This is a genomic window from Bacillus cereus group sp. MG4 (genome assembly GCF_040460055.1).
GTDB lineage: Bacteria > Bacillota > Bacilli > Bacillales > Bacillaceae_G > Bacillus_A > Bacillus_A wiedmannii.
On the sequence record NZ_JARVGZ010000001.1, the window covers coordinates 1,626,440 to 1,645,011 of the forward strand.

Sequence of the window (18,572 nt, forward strand, 5' to 3'; positions counted from 1 at the left end):
TTTTAATTCATTATATAATTTATTCGATTAATGGTTTCTCGAAGTTTTTCTAACTCTTGATCTGTATATATTACTTTCCCTGTTAAGATCTCATTTCTAAAGAACATTACAATTTGCTCTCTATCTTTTAATCTCGGCGTTTTTTCTTCAGACAGATCTAGCACTTCTTTCCCACTCTCATTATAAAAATATACAATCGGTTTTACGTTTTCCTTTACAATATCAACTTGTATTTCTTTCAAACAATTGTATAGAATATGGGATAGTTTCTTCGCTCTATATACTGGATTCCCTTCATTTTTCACTTGTATCGTTAATGAATCTTCACCTGTAATACAAAACGTCTCTTCTTTCTCTACTTCTTGTTGATACTTGCCAATTTCATCAATCATAAATGAATATATACTAGCATTTTCTTTCGTTAAGCCATGAATTAATTTCCCTGTCCATTCTTTCGTCTCAAGTACATACATACCCGTTTTACTTAAGACAAGATGATGAATGCGAAAATCATTTCCTCCGTGCTGACTTTTAATAAAAACATTCGGCATAATATGAAATTCATTGTCTAGTATTATGCCTTGTTCTACGAATCCACGCTTCATATAATGTAATGTTTCGTGTGTATTCACTTCAGCTCCATTTTTCGTATACTCTCGCAAATTTGCAATTAACTTTTGAAACATGTGTATTTCGTTACTATGTTTCTCTTGTATTTCACTTCGTTCTTTACTATGTTGCATAGCTAATTGATTTTTCATCATACGCATATTTTCAAGTTCTCTAGCTGCACTTATTTGTAAATCATTGTATTTCTTCTGTTCCATATTTTTTAATGTATTTTGTTGTTCTTTATGCTCTGTAACCGTAGCTGCAATTTCAGTTTCATACGTTTCAATTGCTTGTTTCTTTTCAAATTCTACTTGCTGACTCTCTGATTCTAGCTGTTTATTTTTATAGAACAGCACGAATACTACAGCTAATAATAATAAAATCACACCTATTAGCACATAATCCATATCCTTACTCCTTTATTCCATTTTCATTTATTTTTATAAACATCCATTATATTATACTATGCTTTCAATATACACTTTGTAAAAATTACATACTTTTAATGAAGAGAGACTTTAATAAGCGATTTTTCTCATTCCCCACTGATTGTTTCAGGTTACCCGCAAATAGCAGCATAAAAGGAATCTCAGGCGAGATACCTTTTACGTGCATTTTATTGTACACCATACTGAATATAACTTGAATCATAGTATATCCAGCCATTTCCACCTAAACCAAGCCAACCATCTTGCTTACACCATACTCTATAAGCCTCACCGCGATATAACTGTCTTATAACATTTCCATTTAATGATGGAGCATCCCGCAGATTCACATTATCACCAGTAATAGTCGCCACATAATGTTTATACTGAATGTAACTTGGATCATAGTATATCCATTCGTTTCCACCTAAAGCAAGCCAACCATCTTGTTCACTCAAAACTTCATACGATTCTCCTCTATTTAGCTGGCGAATTACACTAGATTGTAAAGATGGTCCACTCCGTAAATTTACATTATCGCCTTTAATTACAGCAACGCCGTAGACTGCAGTAGCAGTACTAGGTGGAGAAACATTTCCACCACCATTTGTTCCATTTTCTTGCAAAGCTTCTAATGAAACCGCTGCTGATACGCCACAGTTTCCTACTACACCTGAAATTTGACCAGAATCTGTGTATTGCTGTCCACTCTGTCCATCCATCAGCATCAGCAGGCGGCGTACTAGAGTATTTAGAAATCCAAAGTGGAATATCACTTAATCCGTTAATTCCAAACTCATTAATATACCAAACTCCTGTATATAACATGACATCTTTTCCAGTAGCCTGTTTCACATAATTTATGAAACTTCTTGCCCCATTAGATATAGCAGTACCAGTTAAATTACTATTACTCGGATCTATCGGTGATTCTAAATCTAAAACTGGTATTAAGTCTGTCTAATTGCTTTGTAATATGTTCACAAAATGTTTCGCTTCTGAAATTGCATCATTTAGTTCTGGATGTGCAAAATGGTATGCACCGATTAATACATTCGCATTTCCCGCTGCTTGTACATTTTGAACCAAAGTAGGATCAAGATTATTCACACCTTCTGTCGCTTTTGCATACGCCGCTGAAATACCCGATCCGATCCCTTCACTGCATTCCAATCAATGTTCCCTTCCCAATGAGACACATCGATAAACGTAATATTTGAACTAGATCTATCTTGCATATAAAAGCTCCTATCAATTTTTTTCATTTCGTATACATACAATATGTACAACTTTAATAAAGGGTCACGACGTTTATACTATCGACATTGAGAGCAAACATATTTTATAAACAAAGTAAAAAGGCCTTGTAATTACAAGGCCTTTTGTAAAATTCCTTTATTTTGTAGTAAATACATATTATAATACAACCCTTGCTCACTCAGTAATTCTTGATGTGTTCCTCTTTCTACTATTTCTCCATCATGCATAACAAAAATTTGATCTGCATCTTGAATTGTAGATAATCTGTGTGCAATTGCTATAGTCGTTCTCCCTTTTCGCATTTGCTGTAATGCTGTTTGGATCGCATCTTCTGTTTCTGTATCAATATTAGCTGTTGCTTCATCTAATACTAATACTTTCGGATTCGTTGCTATCGTTCTAGCAAAAGCAATTAATTGTCGTTGACCACTAGAAAATGCAGCTCCTCTTTCTACTACTTCCGTTTCATACTGTTCTGGTAATTTTTCAATAAACGTATTCGCTTGCACAAATTGTGCCGCTTCTTTTACTTCTTCATCCGTAATTTCTTCATTGTACATACGAATATTTTGTTTTACATTTCCCGCAAATAAAAATGCATCTTGCAATACGAGTCCTATTTTCTTTCTAATTTCTCTTTCTTCAAATTTCTCTAAATCTACACCATCTATTACAATATTTCCGGACTTAATATTATAAAATCGCATTAACAAATTCATAATGGTACTTTTTCCGCTACCAGTGTGCCCAACGAAAGCCACCGTTTGCCCTTGTTTCACGTGAAAAGATATATTTTTTAAAACATCACGTTTTCCATCATACGAAAAAGTAACACTTTTAAATTCAATTTCTCCATTAACGACTTGAGGATTTCCATCTCCTTTTTGAACTGGTGCTAAATCTTTCTCATCCATTAAATGAAATACACGTGATGATGAAACAAGTGCCTGTTGGAAAAATGATAATTTCATCATCATCTCATTTACAGGCTGGAAGAAACGATGTATATAGTTAACAAACGCATATAAGACACCTACTTCAACAGGACTCTTCAAAGCATCAATTCCAAATAAACCAAGTACTAACGCAATAGCCACAATATGAACTAAATCAGTTGCTGGACGTAAAAGTAACGCGTCTAATTTTAACGTCCGCCGCCCTGCACTATAATGTTTATTATTCACTTCTTCAAACTCTTTTCTCATACGCTTTTCTTGTCTGAACACTTGAACAATATTCATTCCTTGAATGGACTCATTTAACTTCGCATTTAACACGCTTAATTGATTACGTACTTCTAAATAAAAGGCTGCACTCTTCCGGCGATATAGCACCATAATTGCAAACATTATCGGAATTAATACGAGAGAAAATAGAGCTAGTTTTACATTTAATAAAAACATTGCTACTAAAATACCTATTAAAAAGACTACATTTTTGACAAATGTGGATAATACACTGACATAAAAATCTTTAATTGCTTCCGTATCATTCGTTATGCGCGATACAAGCGTACCAATCGGCGTACGATCAAAGAAACTTAATGACAACTTTTGAACATGATCATATACTTCAACACGCATATCTTGAACAATTTTAAAAGCGATATTTTGAAAATACAATAAGTCTAAATAAGTAAATAATACTTTTAATAAGTGAGCAATAAGATACACTACAAATAGAGTAACAAGTGCGGATTGATCAAAGTTACGTGGTACTAAATGTTCATCAAGAAATTGTTTAATTAAAAAAGGGCCCATCATTTCAGTTACAGTTGCACCAACTAAAAAGATAAATGCTAAAGATAGTAACCTTTTATATGGCTTCATATAAGAAAGTAATCTACTTAAATCACTCCGCTTCTTCCCGGTCATCATACGCCACCTTTCTCGACTAATGCTTCTAACTGCTGGCTCTCGTACATTTCTTTATACCAACCGTTTTCTTTCATTAATTGTTCATGTGTACCTCGTTGTACAATTCTGCCTTCATCCACAACAAGTATAAGATTGGCATGTTGAATTGCACTTAAACGATGAGCAGTAATAATCGTTGTTTTTCCTGCTCTTTCCCTCTTTAATGCATTTAAAATCGTTTCTTCTGTTTTTGCATCGACCGCTGATAAACAATCATCTAAAATTAAAATTTCCGCATTCGTTAATAAAGCACGTGCAATAGAGATTCTCTGTTTTTGACCTCCAGATAACGAAACGCCTCTTTCTCCCACTACCGTTTCATACCCTTCTGAAAATTGGAGGATGTCATCATGAATACAAGCAATCTCTGCAGCGCGGGTTATTTCATTATATGTAGCATCCGCCTTTCCGAAGGCAATATTCTCCCCAATACTCGCTGAAAATAAAAAATGATCTTGCGGCACGTATGAAATGGCAGAACGGACACCGTAAAGTGTTACATCGCGAATATCCCGCTCCCCAACTTTTAATTCACCACTAAAATGATCATACTCACGGATTAAACATTTTAATAAAGTCGTTTTCCCTGCTCCTGTACGTCCGACAACGCCTAGTGTCTCACCCTTCTTCAAATCAAAGTGAACATCTATTAGCTGTAACAGTTCATTTTTCTTATATGAAAATGAATCGACCGCAAATGTAACATCACCGCTTGCTACTTTATGTACAGCATCTTCTCTATTTACTACATCTGATTTTTGCGAGAGAATTTTTTCTACACGGTCATACGAAGCACGCCCACGCTCCATAATATTAAACAACCATCCAAAGGCTAACATTGGCCAAACGAGGGTACCTAAATACGTTGTAAATGTAACGAGATCACCTACAGTTAATTCACCCCTCACAACTAATACTGACCCGTAACACACTGCAATTAAAAAAGAAAATCCAACGATAAGAGAGATTGTTGGATCAAACAACGAATCAATACGTGCAACTAACATATTTTTATGTACAACATCTTCTGATTTTTTTCGAAATGCTTGTAAATCTTCTTTCTCTTGTCCAAGTGATCGAATTACCTTCATCCCACTCATACTCTCTTGCACTTTATCATTGATTTCTGAAAACGATTGCTGCGCTTTATGAAACCTTTTATGTAATAACGTTCCATAATAATTTGTCGAAATCGCTACAATCGGCATTGGAATTAAGCTTAACAATGTTAACTTCCAACTAATTGTAAAACCCATCGCTACGAGTACACATCCCCCAACCGCTAATGAGTCAACAAGTGTTAAAACACCCGATCCAGCAGTTTGTTGAATCGCCTGAATATCATTAGTCGCATGCGCCATCAAATCACCCGTACGACGTGATTGATAGAAAGATGGGCTCATCCTTGTAAAATGTTCATATAAATTCTTTCGTAATTGACGGGCTAGTTTTAACGAAGATCCAAAAATCATAATACGCCATAAATAACGTAATATGTACATAGTAATCCCTACAACTACTAACAGAATAACCCACTTCAACAATTTTTCAGATGTTAATGTTCCATTATTAATTTCATCTACTACAATACCTAGTACTTTCGGAGCTACAAGTTCAAGAAGCGCGACACCAAATAACATAATAATTCCGATTATGTACGCTCGTTTTTCTTGTTTAAAAAACCACGCTAAATTAATAAATACCTTCATTTTTATCCTCCTCCCTTAAAATGAGCGATGTTTTCAGTTTACCAAAAATGCTGAATTTTTAAAAGTTTTAAACTACATAACTAACAAAAAGAAAAGACACTCTTAGCGAGTGTCTTTTAGCGCTTATTTCGTTTGTTGCTTATTCATCGCGCTCATCATTTGATTGATTTTCTTTTGGGAAGGTTTTTGTCCCATTTGCATCATCATCATTTTTAACATTTGTTCATTAATTGGTGGATTTTTTTCTAAGTAGTTCATCATGTATTTGCGGGCAATGAAAAATCCTAACGCCACGCCTGCTACTAGTGCTACTACGCCCACTAGAATACCTAACCAAATTGGCATATATTTTCCTCCTTCATGTTGTCTACCTTACAGTGTACTAAAACCTTTTCAATAAGACAAGATACAATTCGACATTTTTTACACATATGTTCGTACTTGTTTTAGAGGATTCAGCCATCCGTACTTTGTATTTTCATAATCCATAGCTAAAAATGTTAATTCACACTTTCTTAACACCTCAAAGAAAGTCGTTTCCATAGAAACGTTTCCAGAGGTATTCATGCGAATATAGTGCGGTTTCACCATTATTTCGCCGTATTCCGCTCCTGTATAAAGTGTATGTGTATGATGTGTTCGATCATATTTACCAAGAACACGCAAAGCTTGTTCTAATTTATGGTGAATTTTCATTACTTGTAATGGCATCGTTATATACATCATTTGTTTATATAACACTTTTTTCTCCGAAAGGGACCCAGATTCTGAAAATCTAGCAAATAAATCAAAAAACAAATATTCACGACCAAAGTAAGCTTTCGCAATATCCTCTTGAATTAAATACAATTCATACGTTTTCATCTTTCGCCTCCCAATCTGGACAACCTTTTCCCTTCATTATATAGAAGAAATTTTGCAATGATTGTCTGACTGCGGAGAGATAAAAAACTTTTTCTGTCGAAAAAACTCATTTACATAGAAAAATCTCTCCATGCCGGAGAGATTTTTCTAAAATCATTAAAGCATTTCTTTTACTTTACGAACAACGTTCTCTACAGTAAATCCATACTCTTCCATAATCTTCTCACCAGGAGCAGAAGCACCGAATGTATCGATACCTAACACATCTCCGTCAAGACCTACGTAACGGTGCCATCCGAATGTAGCACCCATTTCGATTGCGAAACGTTTTGTTACTGCTTTTGGTAATACAGATTCTTTGTACTCAGCTGTTTGAGCTTCAAAGCGATCCATAGATGGCATGCTGACAACAGCTGCGTCAACGCCGTCTACTGCTAACGCTTTTTGCGCTTCAACAGCTAGACTTACTTCAGATCCAGATGCAAGTAAGATTACATCAGCTTTTTCTTTCTTGCTTGCAGAAACTACATATGCACCTTTTGCTACTTTTTCATACGTATCTTCTTTTGCACCTTCTAATGTTGGAAGGTCTTGACGAGTTAATACTAAAGCAGTTGGTTTGTTTGTAGATTCTAGAGCTAGTCTCCAAGCTGCAACAGATTCGTTACCATCAGCTGGACGAATAACAGATACATTTGGCATTGCACGTAGCGCTGCTAATTGCTCGATTGGTTCATGTGTTGGACCATCTTCACCAACAGCGATACTGTCGTGTGTGAATACATACGTTACTGGCAATTGCATTAATGCTGCAAGACGAATTGCTGGACGTAAGTAGTCAGAGAATACGAAGAACGTACCACCGTAAGTTTTTAAGCCGCCATGTAGTGCAATACCGTTCATTGCTGCACCCATTGCGAACTCACGTACACCGTACCAAATGTTTTTTCCGCTGTAATCATCTCTTGTAAAGTCTTTTTCGTTATTCATGTATGTTTTGTTAGAACCAGCAAGGTCAGCAGATCCACCGAAGAATGATGGTACAGACTCTGCAATTGCATTAATTACAGCACCTGAAGAATTACGAGTTGCTGCTTTTGATCCTAATTCATAAGTTGGTAAGTTTTGCTCCCAACCTTCTGGAAGAAGACCATTCATTGCCGCTTGTAATTCGTTTGCTAATTCTGGGTATGCTTGTGCATATTCACCTAGCATAGTGTTCCAGGCTGCTTGCGCAGTTTCACCAACATCTTGTACGGTTTTACGGAAGTTGTCATATACTTCTTCTGCTACATGGAAGTCTTGCTCAGCAGTCCAAGCATATGCTTCTTTCGTTAATTTTGTTTCGTCTACACCAAGTGGAGAACCATGTGAAGCTGATTTTCCTGATTTGTTTGGAGAACCGAAACCAATTGTCGTTCTTACTTCAATTAGCGTTGGGCGTTTTTCGTCAGCTTTCGCTTCTTCGATTGCTTTCGCGATAGCTTCAATATCGTTTCCATCCTCAACACGGATTACTTGCCATCCGTATGCTTTGTAACGATCTTCTACACTTTCAGAGAATGAACGATTTAAATCGCCATCTAATGAAATATCGTTTGAATCATAAAGCACAACAAGACGACCTAATTGTAAATGAGCAGCTAATGAAGATGCTTCAGCAGAAACGCCTTCCATTAAATCTCCATCACCACAAATAGCGTATGTATGATGATCTACTACATTATACGCATCACGGTTATATTTAGCCGCTAAATGTCTTTCAGCCATTGCCATACCTACAGCAGTTGCAATACCTTGTCCAAGTGGACCAGTAGTTGCGTCTACACCTGCTGTATGACCGTACTCAGGATGTCCTGGAGTTTTGCTTCCCCATTGACGGAAGTTCTTTAAGTCATCCATTGTTAGATCATAACCAGATAGGTGAAGTAGGCTGTATAGTAACATTGAACCATGACCTGCAGATAATACGAAACGATCACGGTTAAACCACGTTGGGTTATTTGGATTGTGTTTCATAAATTGAGTCCATAATGTATAAGCCATTGGTGCTGCACCCATTGGCATTCCTGGGTGACCAGAGTTTGCTTTTTCAATCGCATCGATGGATAATGTGCGAATCGTGTTGATAGAAAGTTGTTCGATTGAATGTGACATGCTATTCTTCCCTTCGCTTATATTAGTAAACGTTTTATACATTTATATGATAGCTTCCCACGCAAGATTATACAACATGTATCGACAAATATGTTGATATTTTTTTGGTTTTTCATAAAAAAATCAATGATTTCGGGAATGTATGGGTATTCAATATGACATACTTTTTCATTATTTTTATTTTAAAAAGAAAGGGAATTATCTGTATATTTATTCATCATTTTCAAATTCCATAATGCAAAATATATCCTTCCCCATTTTTCACTCTGCAAAGCAAACGAATAAAAGAATTTAAATCTTGGCATAATTTATCTCGATCAAATACGTATCTTTCATATTCTCCATCAGTATTATTATCATTTTCCCATTGAAACTGCCCTGTCAGTTCGATTGTTTCTGGCGCTAGAGAAAACATGTTAACTAGCGAACAAAATAACTGTTCTGCTATCACTGCCCCTTGCTGTTCTATTTTCGTAATACCATAATAGTGAATTCCAAATCCTTCTGCTCTTTTCGCTGGATAATAGGTCGGAATCCAATGGGTAAAATCTAATAGATATACGATTAGCTCATCACTTAATACAACACACTCATCTATCGTTGCCTCTTCTTTATATAGAAAACAAAGTTCAATCCAATCTATACCTATAAAATCCCACCTTTTTTCTTCATTCGAAACAAATACAAACTCGTGCTGTAAAGCCAAATTATCCCCCCTATTGCTCACATTTATTATTCTTATTATATAAAAAAGCACCTTTTATAGGTGCTTAAAATAAATTATACAATTTTCTTCCGTATCGAACTTGAAATAAAATCAATGATAATTACCATTAAAATAATACCCAATAAAATAATCCCCACACGAGACCAATTGCGTGAACTCAGTGCAAAAATTAGAGGCGTACCAATCCCACCTGCTCCAATAACACCTAAAATAGCAGCGGATCGTACATTAATTTCGAACCTGTATAACGTATACGATAGAAAATCCGGTAATACTTGTGGCAATACTGCATACCAAAGTATTTGAAAGCGATTCGCACCTGTAGCTATTAACGCTTCCGTCGGTCCTTTATCTATATTTTCAATTCCTTCTGAATATAATTTTCCTAACATTCCGATAGAGTGTAATCCTAAAGCTAGAACTCCGGCAAAGGAGCCTGGTCCTACAGCTTTTATAAATAAAAGAGCCATAACTAATTCAGGAAATGTACGAACAAAACTAAGTACAAATTTCCCAGTTCCTGCCGTTAATTTTCCACTGCTCATATTCGTTGCCGCCCAAAAAGCGAATGGAACAGATAAAAAGGCAGAAATAAATGTACCTAATATCGCAATTGCCAACGTATCAATTAAGCCATGTAATAAATCTTCACCATCTGGCAAAGATACATACGACCAATCTGGATTCAATACACCTGTCATAATTGCTTTTGTAATTTCTCCTGCCGTATCCTTTATTCCGATACGATAAACTTAACTAAATCTATACAATTCAATCAAATTTACACAAGTTAGTGCTTCATCGTGTTCTCGCAACCCCGAAGGGAAGAGGGGTATAACACTCCACACGAGGCAGTATCGTTACCTCCTATTATCAAGCTTTTATTTTACCCATCTTGATAAATTTATCGCAGCATTTACATCCCTATCGTGATGGCTATTGCATGGAACACAACGCCACTCACGTATTTTTAAACTCCACTGTCCTTCTGGTTGAACTGAATGGTCGTATTTAACTCCGCAACATGAGCAAATCTGGCTTGAGGCGAACCATTTATCAGCTTTTACATACGCAATGCCATACTTCTCGCACTTGTATGATAAACATTGAAAGAAGAAGTTTAATTTTTGAAATGAAAATGCTTTCGATAGTTTTTTGTTTTTTAACAGGTTTGAGATAGATAAGTCTTCCACAACAATCCTCATTGGTTTGGTTTTCACTAATTTAGCTGTTGCTTGATGGATATGGTTATTTCGGATATTCATAATTTTCCTAGATAACCGCAGGTGCTCAGTTTTCGCTTTTTCATATCCGGCAGATTGAATTTTTACACCTTTTTTAAATCTTCTAGACATATCTCTTTGTGCTGACTTTTTCCTTTTCAAAAGTTTTTTAACCTTGGCATCTTTGTTTATATTTCGTTCTTTCGTACCATTAGAAGCCACAAACAGCTCTTTTAAACCAACATCCACACCAATCGACTCATCGGTTAATTCTTGTGCTTCAAAGGATTCTTTGAACCCTACACTCATCCACCAGTGACGACCATCAAAGGTAACTCTTGGATTTGATGTTTTTTTGTTTCTTGGTAGTTGTTGGCTTGTTTTCACTTCTCCAATGGACTGAATATGAACTACTTTCTCTCTTATAATCAGTCTTTCATAATTGGCATAAAATCCTTGGATTAAATCTTTTTTGGATTTATAAGAAGTGTGATAACCATTTTGGTACTTTTCAAACGAATTTTTCCTCGCCTTGTCAAAATCTTTTGAAGCCTGTTTAGGAACTTGTGCATTAATGTCATTTAACCACTCATATCTCTTTCGCTTCTTGATCTTTGTAAATCGTTTCTGTAAAGCTAACTGTGAAACAGATTTTCCAAATAGCTTATAGTATCTATCACTCATTCTTTTACAATAGTTATAAGCGAATCTTGCAGCACCAGCATGGTTTCTAAGCATTTTTTTCTTGTTCAGGCGTTGGAATCAGTCTGACTTTCTTCGCCAATACCCTCAGAATGTAACTCCTTTAATGGAAGATTTGTTCTTCTGAATCGTAGCGTGTTCCACCAGCATTCTCCTAAGACTACTAGGATACAAACCTGTTAATTCCGATACTTGACTAACTCGTGAAAATTTCATTATCATTCTCACCTCATTGAATTTACCATAATGCATAGATTCGGTAGATTCAATGAGACTTGATAGATTTAATTAAATTTATCTCGTTCAACTAGGGGCGCAATTCCTTAGCCAGTTCTCTTATGAACTTCTCATGTTTTCACATGAGCGCAGACTATATGTTTATCTCTTTAGAGATAGAGGATTTTTCCATCACCATAGGCTTGTGATGTACTCTCGTCAGTTATACGAGATAGTCGTTGAACGTTCATCTTATCCATTTTGACTTAGATGATTCGAGGCGGAAGACCCATTGCTCTAGTGTTTAGGATTTAACCTTGCACCATCTGATTGATTTTTTCTGCTTTCGCGACATTCACGCTCACCATTTCTAGACACGTTGTAGTTCAATCAGCTTTAGGGATTGCCCGCAGTTAACCCTCACTACTAGCCAATCACTTGACTAGCAGGGCTTACTGATATATTTAATTAACTTTGGTTATAATTGGTTAAATAAATCGTAACAGTTAGTTACCCTCTAGCGGGACTCCTGAAAAAGCCCATACATAAACAAATGCAAGTGCTATAAAAATAAACCAGCGATACATACTCGGTTTCTTCGGTTTTGGTACAATTATCGTCGTTTTACTCATTATAATTTCTCCCGCAACAATGTACTTACATAATCAATTAACAATACAACAACAAGAGTATAAATAATAATAGATGCAGTTTGTTGATATTGTAAAAATCCAAGTGTACGGTCATAATACAACCCAATACCACCCGCTCCTACTAAACCTAAAACAGCTGCTGCACGTACGTTCACCTCAAATGTATAAAGAACATAGGAAACAAAATGTGCTTTCACTTGCGGAATTACCCCATACACAATCCATTGCACTTTATTTGCTCCTACTGCTGTCATCGCCTCTAATGGACCTGGATCAATCGATTCCATTGACTCATACAACAATTTCGCCACGAGCCCAATTGAGAAAAAAGTAAGAGCTAAAATACCTGGAAGTGGTCCTATTCCAAAAATAGCTACGAAAATTGCCGCTAATAATAAATCTGGTATCGTTCGGATAAAATTTAAAACCAATCGAGCTGGACCGTACAAAAATGTACTAGTAAACACATTACTTGCCGCAAATAGTGCCAGTGGAATAGCTAAAATCGCTCCTAAAGTCGTCCCAATAATCGCCATACGTATTGTATCTAACATCGCTGTTGTAATAACTTGAAAATAACTCCAATCAGGCGGCACCATCTCTTTTAACAAATCAATCATATTAGGAAAACCAACTACTAGTTTTGAAAATGATGCGTCGACCTGTACACTACTTCCCCACAACAGTAAAATGACTAGAATAGCCGTTAACATATGTTTCAACTTACTCGGCGGCTTCGGTATCGATTTTGAATATATCGTCGCGTCATTCATTTAACTGCCACCTCTAATAATTCACTTTTCTGCGCTACGTCTCCATAAATTTCAGCAAATTTTTCATCCGTTGCCTCTTCTACTGAACCATCAAAAACAATTTCGCCTGCATGTAATCCAATAATGCGTGTCGCATATTGCCTAGCTAAATCAATAGAATGTAAGTTTACAATTGTTGTAATCCCAAAATCTTCATTAATTTTTTTCAAATCATCTAATACTTGCTTTGTTGTTAGCGGATCTAACGACGCAACAGGTTCATCTGCCAATATGATTTTTGCTTCTTGCGCCAACGCTCTAGCAATCGATACACGTTGCTGTTGTCCTCCTGATAATTCATCAGCTCGCGCATATGCTTTTTCTAAAATATTCACCCTTTTTAACGATTGAAAGGCAAGCTCCAAATCTTCTTTTGGAAATAGACCTAACGTTGTACGAAAAGTCGAATGGTATCCAACACGCCCAGCTAATACATTCTTCAAAACCGTTGATCGTTTTACAAGGTTAAAACTTTGAAAAATCATACCAATATCCCGGCGCATGCGTCGTAATTCTTTTCCTTTCGCAGCAGTAATAGACTCACCTTCAATCAAGATTTCTCCTTCTGTAATCTCATGAAGGCGATTTACCGATCTAAGAAGTGTAGACTTTCCAGCCCCCGACAGCCCTACCATTACAACAAACTCACCTTTTTGAATGTTCAAGTTTATATTATTCAATCCTTTTGTACCATTCGGATACATTTTGGAAACATTTCGAAATTCTATCACACATCTTACCTACCTTCTATGTATTCAAAATGGCAAACTAACTAGAAACATATGCCTTCCAGTTAGCTGCCATTTCCATATGTATTATTGCGTTTTTACTTTCTTTCCATATTCACGAACGATATCAAATTTACTATCATCAGATTTAACATATCCTTCATGTGAATATACTTCTTTAATGATTTTGTGACCTTCCTCATTCTTTCCTATTTCAATGAAAGCGTCCTGTAATTTCTTACTCCACTCTGCATCTAAATCAGAACGTACCGAAATCGTATCGTTCGGAATTTTCTCTGTAAATTTCACTATTTTCGTTTGATCAAATATATTCGGATAATCTTTTTTCACAATATTACGAGCATCTTGGAATACAACCGCTGCATCTACATCACCATTTAAAAGCGCAATAAGCGACTGATCGTGACCTTTTAATGTAACAGGTTTCACATCCTTTAACGGATCAACACCCTCTTTTAACAATACAGCCGCAGGCCATACGTATCCTGCTGATGATGTTACATCTTGATAACCAATTTTTTTACCTTTTAAATCTTTTACACTATTAATATTTGAATCTTTCTTAACTACAAACTCAGATTTATAAAAGTCTACTAAATCTTTTGTAGGAGCTCCTGTTTCATCATCTACCCCAAAACGTTGTGCTTGTAAAATTACGTTTGCAGCCTTTTTCTCATGCGCTAGCACATATGCTGTTGGTGGTAAAAAGCCTACATCTACTTGCTTAGATGCCATCGCTTCTACAATTGTATTGTAATTCGTTGAAATACTAACTTTTACCGGGATATTTAATTTATCACTTAATAGCTTTTCCAATGGTTTCGCCTTTGCCTCTAACGTATCTGCATTTTGAGAAGGAACAAATTGAACATTTAAAGTCTTCGGTACATAACCTTTTTTCGTATCTTCAGTTTTACTTGCACTTGATTCTTTCGTTCCACAACCACTTAATAATCCCGCCGCTAGTACAACTGTCGTACTCATTGCAAAAACTTTTTTCAACATATTAATGCCTCCATTTTTATTGTTATAAAATTGACTTCCGTAAACATGAAGAAATATATCACACATTTTCACGTATAATTGCTTATTTACAGAATCTTTACACATTCTATACATTCTCATTAAAATTCTCTTCATATATTTGATATGCTTAATTAGTAGATAACAATAGAAAAGGTGAATGATATTGAATCCAAATCAAATTGTAACTTTAAACATTTTATTAACAAGTGATATACATGGCACTGTTTATCCAATTCACTACCAAGATAACTCCAAAGCTGAAATTGGTTTAGCGAAAATTTCTACCCTTATAAAAAAAGAACGTTCCCAAAATAGAAACGTTCTTTTAATTGATAACGGTGACTTCATACAAGGAACACCCTTTACTTATCATTACGCTACATATGAAGAAGATAAGAAAAATCCAATGTCTTTATTAGCGAACTATTTACGTTATGATGCTGCAGTTATTGGGAATCATGAATTTAATTATGGAATGGATGTATTAAATCATGCTATTTCTACTGCAAACTTCCCGTATCTATCAGCAAATATTTTAGATAAAAACCGAAAAGAACCTTATTTCGGGAAACCATATATAATAAAACATATTGAATCAAATATAAAAATTGCTATTTTAGGGATGACAACGCATTACATTCCCAATTGGGAACAACCCCATCACATTCAAGATTTACAATTTGAAGATGCATTAGAAACAACAAAAAGGTGGGTTTCTTACATTCGCGAACACGAGAAACCAGATTTATTAGTCGTAGCCTACCATGGGGGATTTGAACGCGATTTACAAACTGGGGTACCGACTGAAGTTTTAACAAGTGAAAACCAAGGATATGCAATGTGCCATGAAATTGAAGGCATAGATATTTTACTAACAGGCCACCAACACCGGGAAATCGCTCACACCGTAATAAATGGTGTAACAGTTTTACAGACTGGATGCAATGGACACTCCGTCGGAAAAATAACAGTAACATTCGAGAAAACAGAACAAAAATGGGCAAAAAAAGAGAGTTATTCACAATTATTGCCCGTGCGAGGAATTGCGGCGGACCAACATATGCTTTCCTTGGTTACCGAATATGAAGAGAACACACAAAATTGGCTCGATCAACCTATTGGACTAATCTATGGAGATATGCAAATTTCAGACGCTATGCAAACTCGTTTGCAAGACCATCCTTTTATTGAATTCATAAATAAGATACAAATGGATATAGCTAATGTTTCTATTTCTTGTACAAGCTTATTCCATAATACATCTCCAGGTTTCCCTGATCATGTAACAATGCGTGACATCGTTTCTAATTATATTTATCCAAATACATTACAAGTAATTAGAATAACTGGAGCAGATATAAAAAATGCCCTTGAACTCTCTGCTTCTTATTTCACATTAAATGCAGATGGAACTATCATCGTAAACCCTACCTTCATAGAACCGAAGCCACAACACTATAATTACGATATGTGGGAAGGGATTTCGTACGTATTAAACATTTCCAAACCTATTGGCGAGAGAGTAGAATCTTTACAGTATAAAGGCGCTCCTCTTAATATGGATAAAGAATATGACGTCGTTATGAATAATTATCGCGCAAGCGGCGGAGGAAACTTCTTTATGTTTCAAAATAAGCCCGTAATAAAAGACATACCAACAGATATGTCTGAACTTATCGCTAACTATATATTGAAGCACAAAAAGATAGAGGCAACAGTCAATAATAACTGGAAAGTTATTAAATAACCGATATAATAAATAAAAAAGATGGGCTTCGCCCATCTTTTAGTTTAATTTTGCATTATCTTGCTTTTTTAAAGCTTTTAATTTCGCCGGTGTAACATCAGTACCTTCTTCGTTAACAACTTTAATTCCTTTAAGTTCGTTTAACATATTTTGACGAAATCCTTTTAAATATTGTTCACGTAGCGATTGGCGCTCACGTTGTTCTTCTTCAGTTAAGCCTTCAGCTTTTGCTTTTTTCGCTAAGAAGTTAATGCGTTCAATGAGTTCGTGACTTTGCATCTCGAATCCCCCTTTTACTCAAAACTGATTATTATCATACAATAGTTAGTCCTCTTTATCAAGCAATTGCTTTGTATATTCTACATATCTACGATGTACAGTCGCTTTTGAAACATTATGACCAAAGCCGCGAAGCGTTGCCGCAATTTCTTCGAAAGTAAGTTCACTCTTGCGCAAACGTACAATTTCCTCAATCGGAACTTCTTTCTTCTCTCGTCCTACACTTAAATGACGATTCTTCAAATTATTTTCTGGACGATAACCTTTTTCTACTGCACGTTGCATACCACGTTTAATTTTTAAGTTATGAATCTTTCTTTGATACTCTTCAACAATACCAATAATATCTAATACCATCGAATCAGAATCCGATAATTGTAATTCTCCATTATGCGTATGCGTGTATACTTTTATTCCCTCTTTATGTAAACAGTGCATTAATGCAATCTTTGCATTCCCCCTACCAAGGCGTGTTTCATCTTGTATGAGTAGCACATCAATTTGTTCGTCTCGAATTGTATCTAGCACTTCTAATATACCGTCACGTTCAATCGTATACCCACTAGCCTGTTCTTCAATTACCTTAGCAACATTCATTTGATAGCGCTCAGCTAAATGCAATAATTCATCTTTTTGACGTAATAATGACGTTTCTTGCGCTTCTTTCGTTGTACTCACACGCGCATAAATAATTGCATTCATTATGAACCCCTCTTTCTCACTATTATTCCCCTCCAGTGTAACATAAATTCGCCTTTTGTTCGAACTTATGTTTGTAGAATGTTTTTTCGCATGTTATACTTATTAATAAGAAAAATGAAAGAAAACGAGGTGTTAGAAAACATGGAAAAGTTAACGAAACGCCAGCAAGACATTCTCGACTTTATTAAGCTAAAAGTACAAGAAAAAGGATATCCACCTTCCGTACGTGAAATTGGTCAAGCAGTCGGCCTCGCTTCTAGTTCTACAGTGCACGGACATTTATCACGACTAGAAGAAAAAGGATATATTCGACGAGATCCAACAAAACCACGAGCAATTGAAATTTTAGGTGACAACCGAATGGATGCAGAAACACAATCTGTTATTCAAGTTCCAATTATCGGAAAAGTTACTGCTGGATTACCGATTACAGCAGTTGAAAGTGTAGAAGATCACTTCCCACTTCCAGCTAGCATTGTTGCTGGAGCAGATCAAGTGTTTATGTTACGTATTTCTGGAGATAGTATGATTGAAGCTGGTATTTTCGATGGGGATTTAGTTGTTGTTCGCCAACAACAGTCTGCATACAACGGTGAAATTGTAGTCGCTTTAACAGAAGATAACGAAGCAACTGTTAAACGTTTCTATAAAGAAAAAGACCATTTCCGTCTACAACCGGAAAACTCTTCATTAGAACCTATCATTTTAAAACAAGTGTCAGTTATTGGAAAAGTAATTGGCGTATATCGTGATTTACATTAAGAATAATGAAATAAGATAATTACCTTAT

At 35.7% G+C, this 18,572-nt stretch carries 14 protein-coding genes and 4 pseudogenes; 2 read left to right on the plus strand and 16 right to left on the minus strand.

Going from position 1 to position 18,572, the window contains the following annotated elements; genetic code table 11:
- Nucleotides 1–2 precede the first annotated feature (2 nt).
- The 14 genes and pseudogenes from QCI41_RS08600 to QCI41_RS08665 form a co-directional block, all read right to left on the minus strand.
- Nucleotides 3–1,019, minus strand: a complete 1,017-nt coding sequence (locus tag QCI41_RS08600; RefSeq protein WP_353837635.1) for a nuclease-related domain-containing protein — start codon at nucleotides 1,017–1,019, stop codon at nucleotides 3–5.
- A 209-nt stretch (nucleotides 1,020–1,228) separates the two neighbouring features.
- Nucleotides 1,229–2,278: pseudogene (locus QCI41_RS08605) on the minus strand (GH25 family lysozyme).
- Between the two features lie 132 nt (nucleotides 2,279–2,410).
- On the minus strand, nucleotides 2,411–4,174 hold the full coding sequence (locus QCI41_RS08610) for an ABC transporter ATP-binding protein (RefSeq protein WP_353837634.1): 1,764 nt from the start codon (nucleotides 4,172–4,174) through the stop codon (nucleotides 2,411–2,413).
- Nucleotides 4,174–5,925, minus strand: coding sequence for an ABC transporter ATP-binding protein (locus tag QCI41_RS08615; RefSeq protein ID WP_088080256.1), 1,752 nt, complete (start codon nucleotides 5,923–5,925; stop codon nucleotides 4,174–4,176). Before QCI41_RS08615 ends, QCI41_RS08610 begins: the two co-directional genes overlap by 1 nt.
- Before the next feature lie 123 nt (nucleotides 5,926–6,048).
- Nucleotides 6,049–6,270: a YneF family protein gene (locus QCI41_RS08620; RefSeq protein ID WP_001123315.1), complete on the minus strand. Its 222-nt coding sequence runs from the start codon at nucleotides 6,268–6,270 to the stop codon at nucleotides 6,049–6,051.
- 78 nt (nucleotides 6,271–6,348) lie between these two features.
- Entirely contained in the window at nucleotides 6,349–6,789 is a 441-nt protein-coding gene (gene sirA, locus QCI41_RS08625) for a sporulation inhibitor of replication protein SirA (protein WP_000860645.1), read from the minus strand.
- Between the two features lie 156 nt (nucleotides 6,790–6,945).
- Nucleotides 6,946–8,946: a transketolase gene (gene tkt / locus QCI41_RS08630; RefSeq protein ID WP_353837633.1), complete on the minus strand. Its 2,001-nt coding sequence runs from the start codon at nucleotides 8,944–8,946 to the stop codon at nucleotides 6,946–6,948.
- A 223-nt stretch (nucleotides 8,947–9,169) separates the two neighbouring features.
- Nucleotides 9,170–9,652 (minus strand): coproporphyrinogen III oxidase, encoded by a 483-nt coding sequence (locus QCI41_RS08635; protein WP_353837632.1) that lies wholly within the window; start codon nucleotides 9,650–9,652, stop codon nucleotides 9,170–9,172.
- A gap of 74 nt (nucleotides 9,653–9,726) precedes the next feature.
- Nucleotides 9,727–10,413 (minus strand): annotated as a pseudogene (phnE, locus tag QCI41_RS08640) (phosphonate ABC transporter, permease protein PhnE); the annotation flags it as partial.
- A 141-nt stretch (nucleotides 10,414–10,554) separates the two neighbouring features.
- Nucleotides 10,555–11,689 (minus strand): annotated as a pseudogene (locus QCI41_RS08645) (RNA-guided endonuclease InsQ/TnpB family protein).
- 637 nt (nucleotides 11,690–12,326) lie between these two features.
- A pseudogene (locus QCI41_RS08650) lies at nucleotides 12,327–12,446 on the minus strand (phosphonate ABC transporter, permease protein PhnE); the annotation flags it as partial.
- Nucleotides 12,446–13,240: a phosphonate ABC transporter, permease protein PhnE gene (phnE, locus tag QCI41_RS08655; protein WP_000996079.1), complete on the minus strand. Its 795-nt coding sequence runs from the start codon at nucleotides 13,238–13,240 to the stop codon at nucleotides 12,446–12,448. The gene phnE (QCI41_RS08655) and the pseudogene QCI41_RS08650, both read right to left, overlap by 1 nt.
- Nucleotides 13,237–14,010: a phosphonate ABC transporter ATP-binding protein gene (phnC, locus tag QCI41_RS08660; protein WP_000569233.1), complete on the minus strand. Its 774-nt coding sequence runs from the start codon at nucleotides 14,008–14,010 to the stop codon at nucleotides 13,237–13,239. Before phnC ends, phnE (QCI41_RS08655) begins: the two co-directional genes overlap by 4 nt.
- A gap of 84 nt (nucleotides 14,011–14,094) precedes the next feature.
- Complete coding sequence (locus QCI41_RS08665) at nucleotides 14,095–15,033, minus strand: phosphate/phosphite/phosphonate ABC transporter substrate-binding protein (protein WP_076539480.1); 939 nt, start codon at nucleotides 15,031–15,033, stop codon at nucleotides 14,095–14,097.
- A gap of 184 nt (nucleotides 15,034–15,217) precedes the next feature.
- On the opposite strand from QCI41_RS08665, the gene QCI41_RS08670 reads away from it, so the two are divergent.
- Complete coding sequence (locus QCI41_RS08670) at nucleotides 15,218–16,801, plus strand: bifunctional metallophosphatase/5'-nucleotidase (RefSeq protein ID WP_353837631.1); 1,584 nt, start codon at nucleotides 15,218–15,220, stop codon at nucleotides 16,799–16,801.
- Between the two features lie 39 nt (nucleotides 16,802–16,840).
- Here the strand turns inward: QCI41_RS08670 and QCI41_RS08675 are convergent, their stop codons facing one another.
- Nucleotides 16,841–17,080 carry a DUF896 domain-containing protein gene (locus QCI41_RS08675; protein ID WP_001190582.1) on the minus strand — a complete coding sequence of 80 codons (240 nt, stop codon included), beginning with the start codon at nucleotides 17,078–17,080 and terminating at the stop codon, nucleotides 16,841–16,843.
- Between the two features lie 45 nt (nucleotides 17,081–17,125).
- Entirely contained in the window at nucleotides 17,126–17,782 is a 657-nt protein-coding gene (locus tag QCI41_RS08680; RefSeq protein WP_061677970.1) for a YneB family resolvase-like protein, read from the minus strand.
- A gap of 141 nt (nucleotides 17,783–17,923) precedes the next feature.
- Here QCI41_RS08680 and lexA point away from each other — a divergent pair, with 141 nt between their 5' ends.
- Nucleotides 17,924–18,544 (plus strand): transcriptional repressor LexA, encoded by a 621-nt coding sequence (gene lexA / locus QCI41_RS08685; RefSeq protein ID WP_353837630.1) that lies wholly within the window; start codon nucleotides 17,924–17,926, stop codon nucleotides 18,542–18,544.
- Nucleotides 18,545–18,572 lie beyond the last annotated feature (28 nt).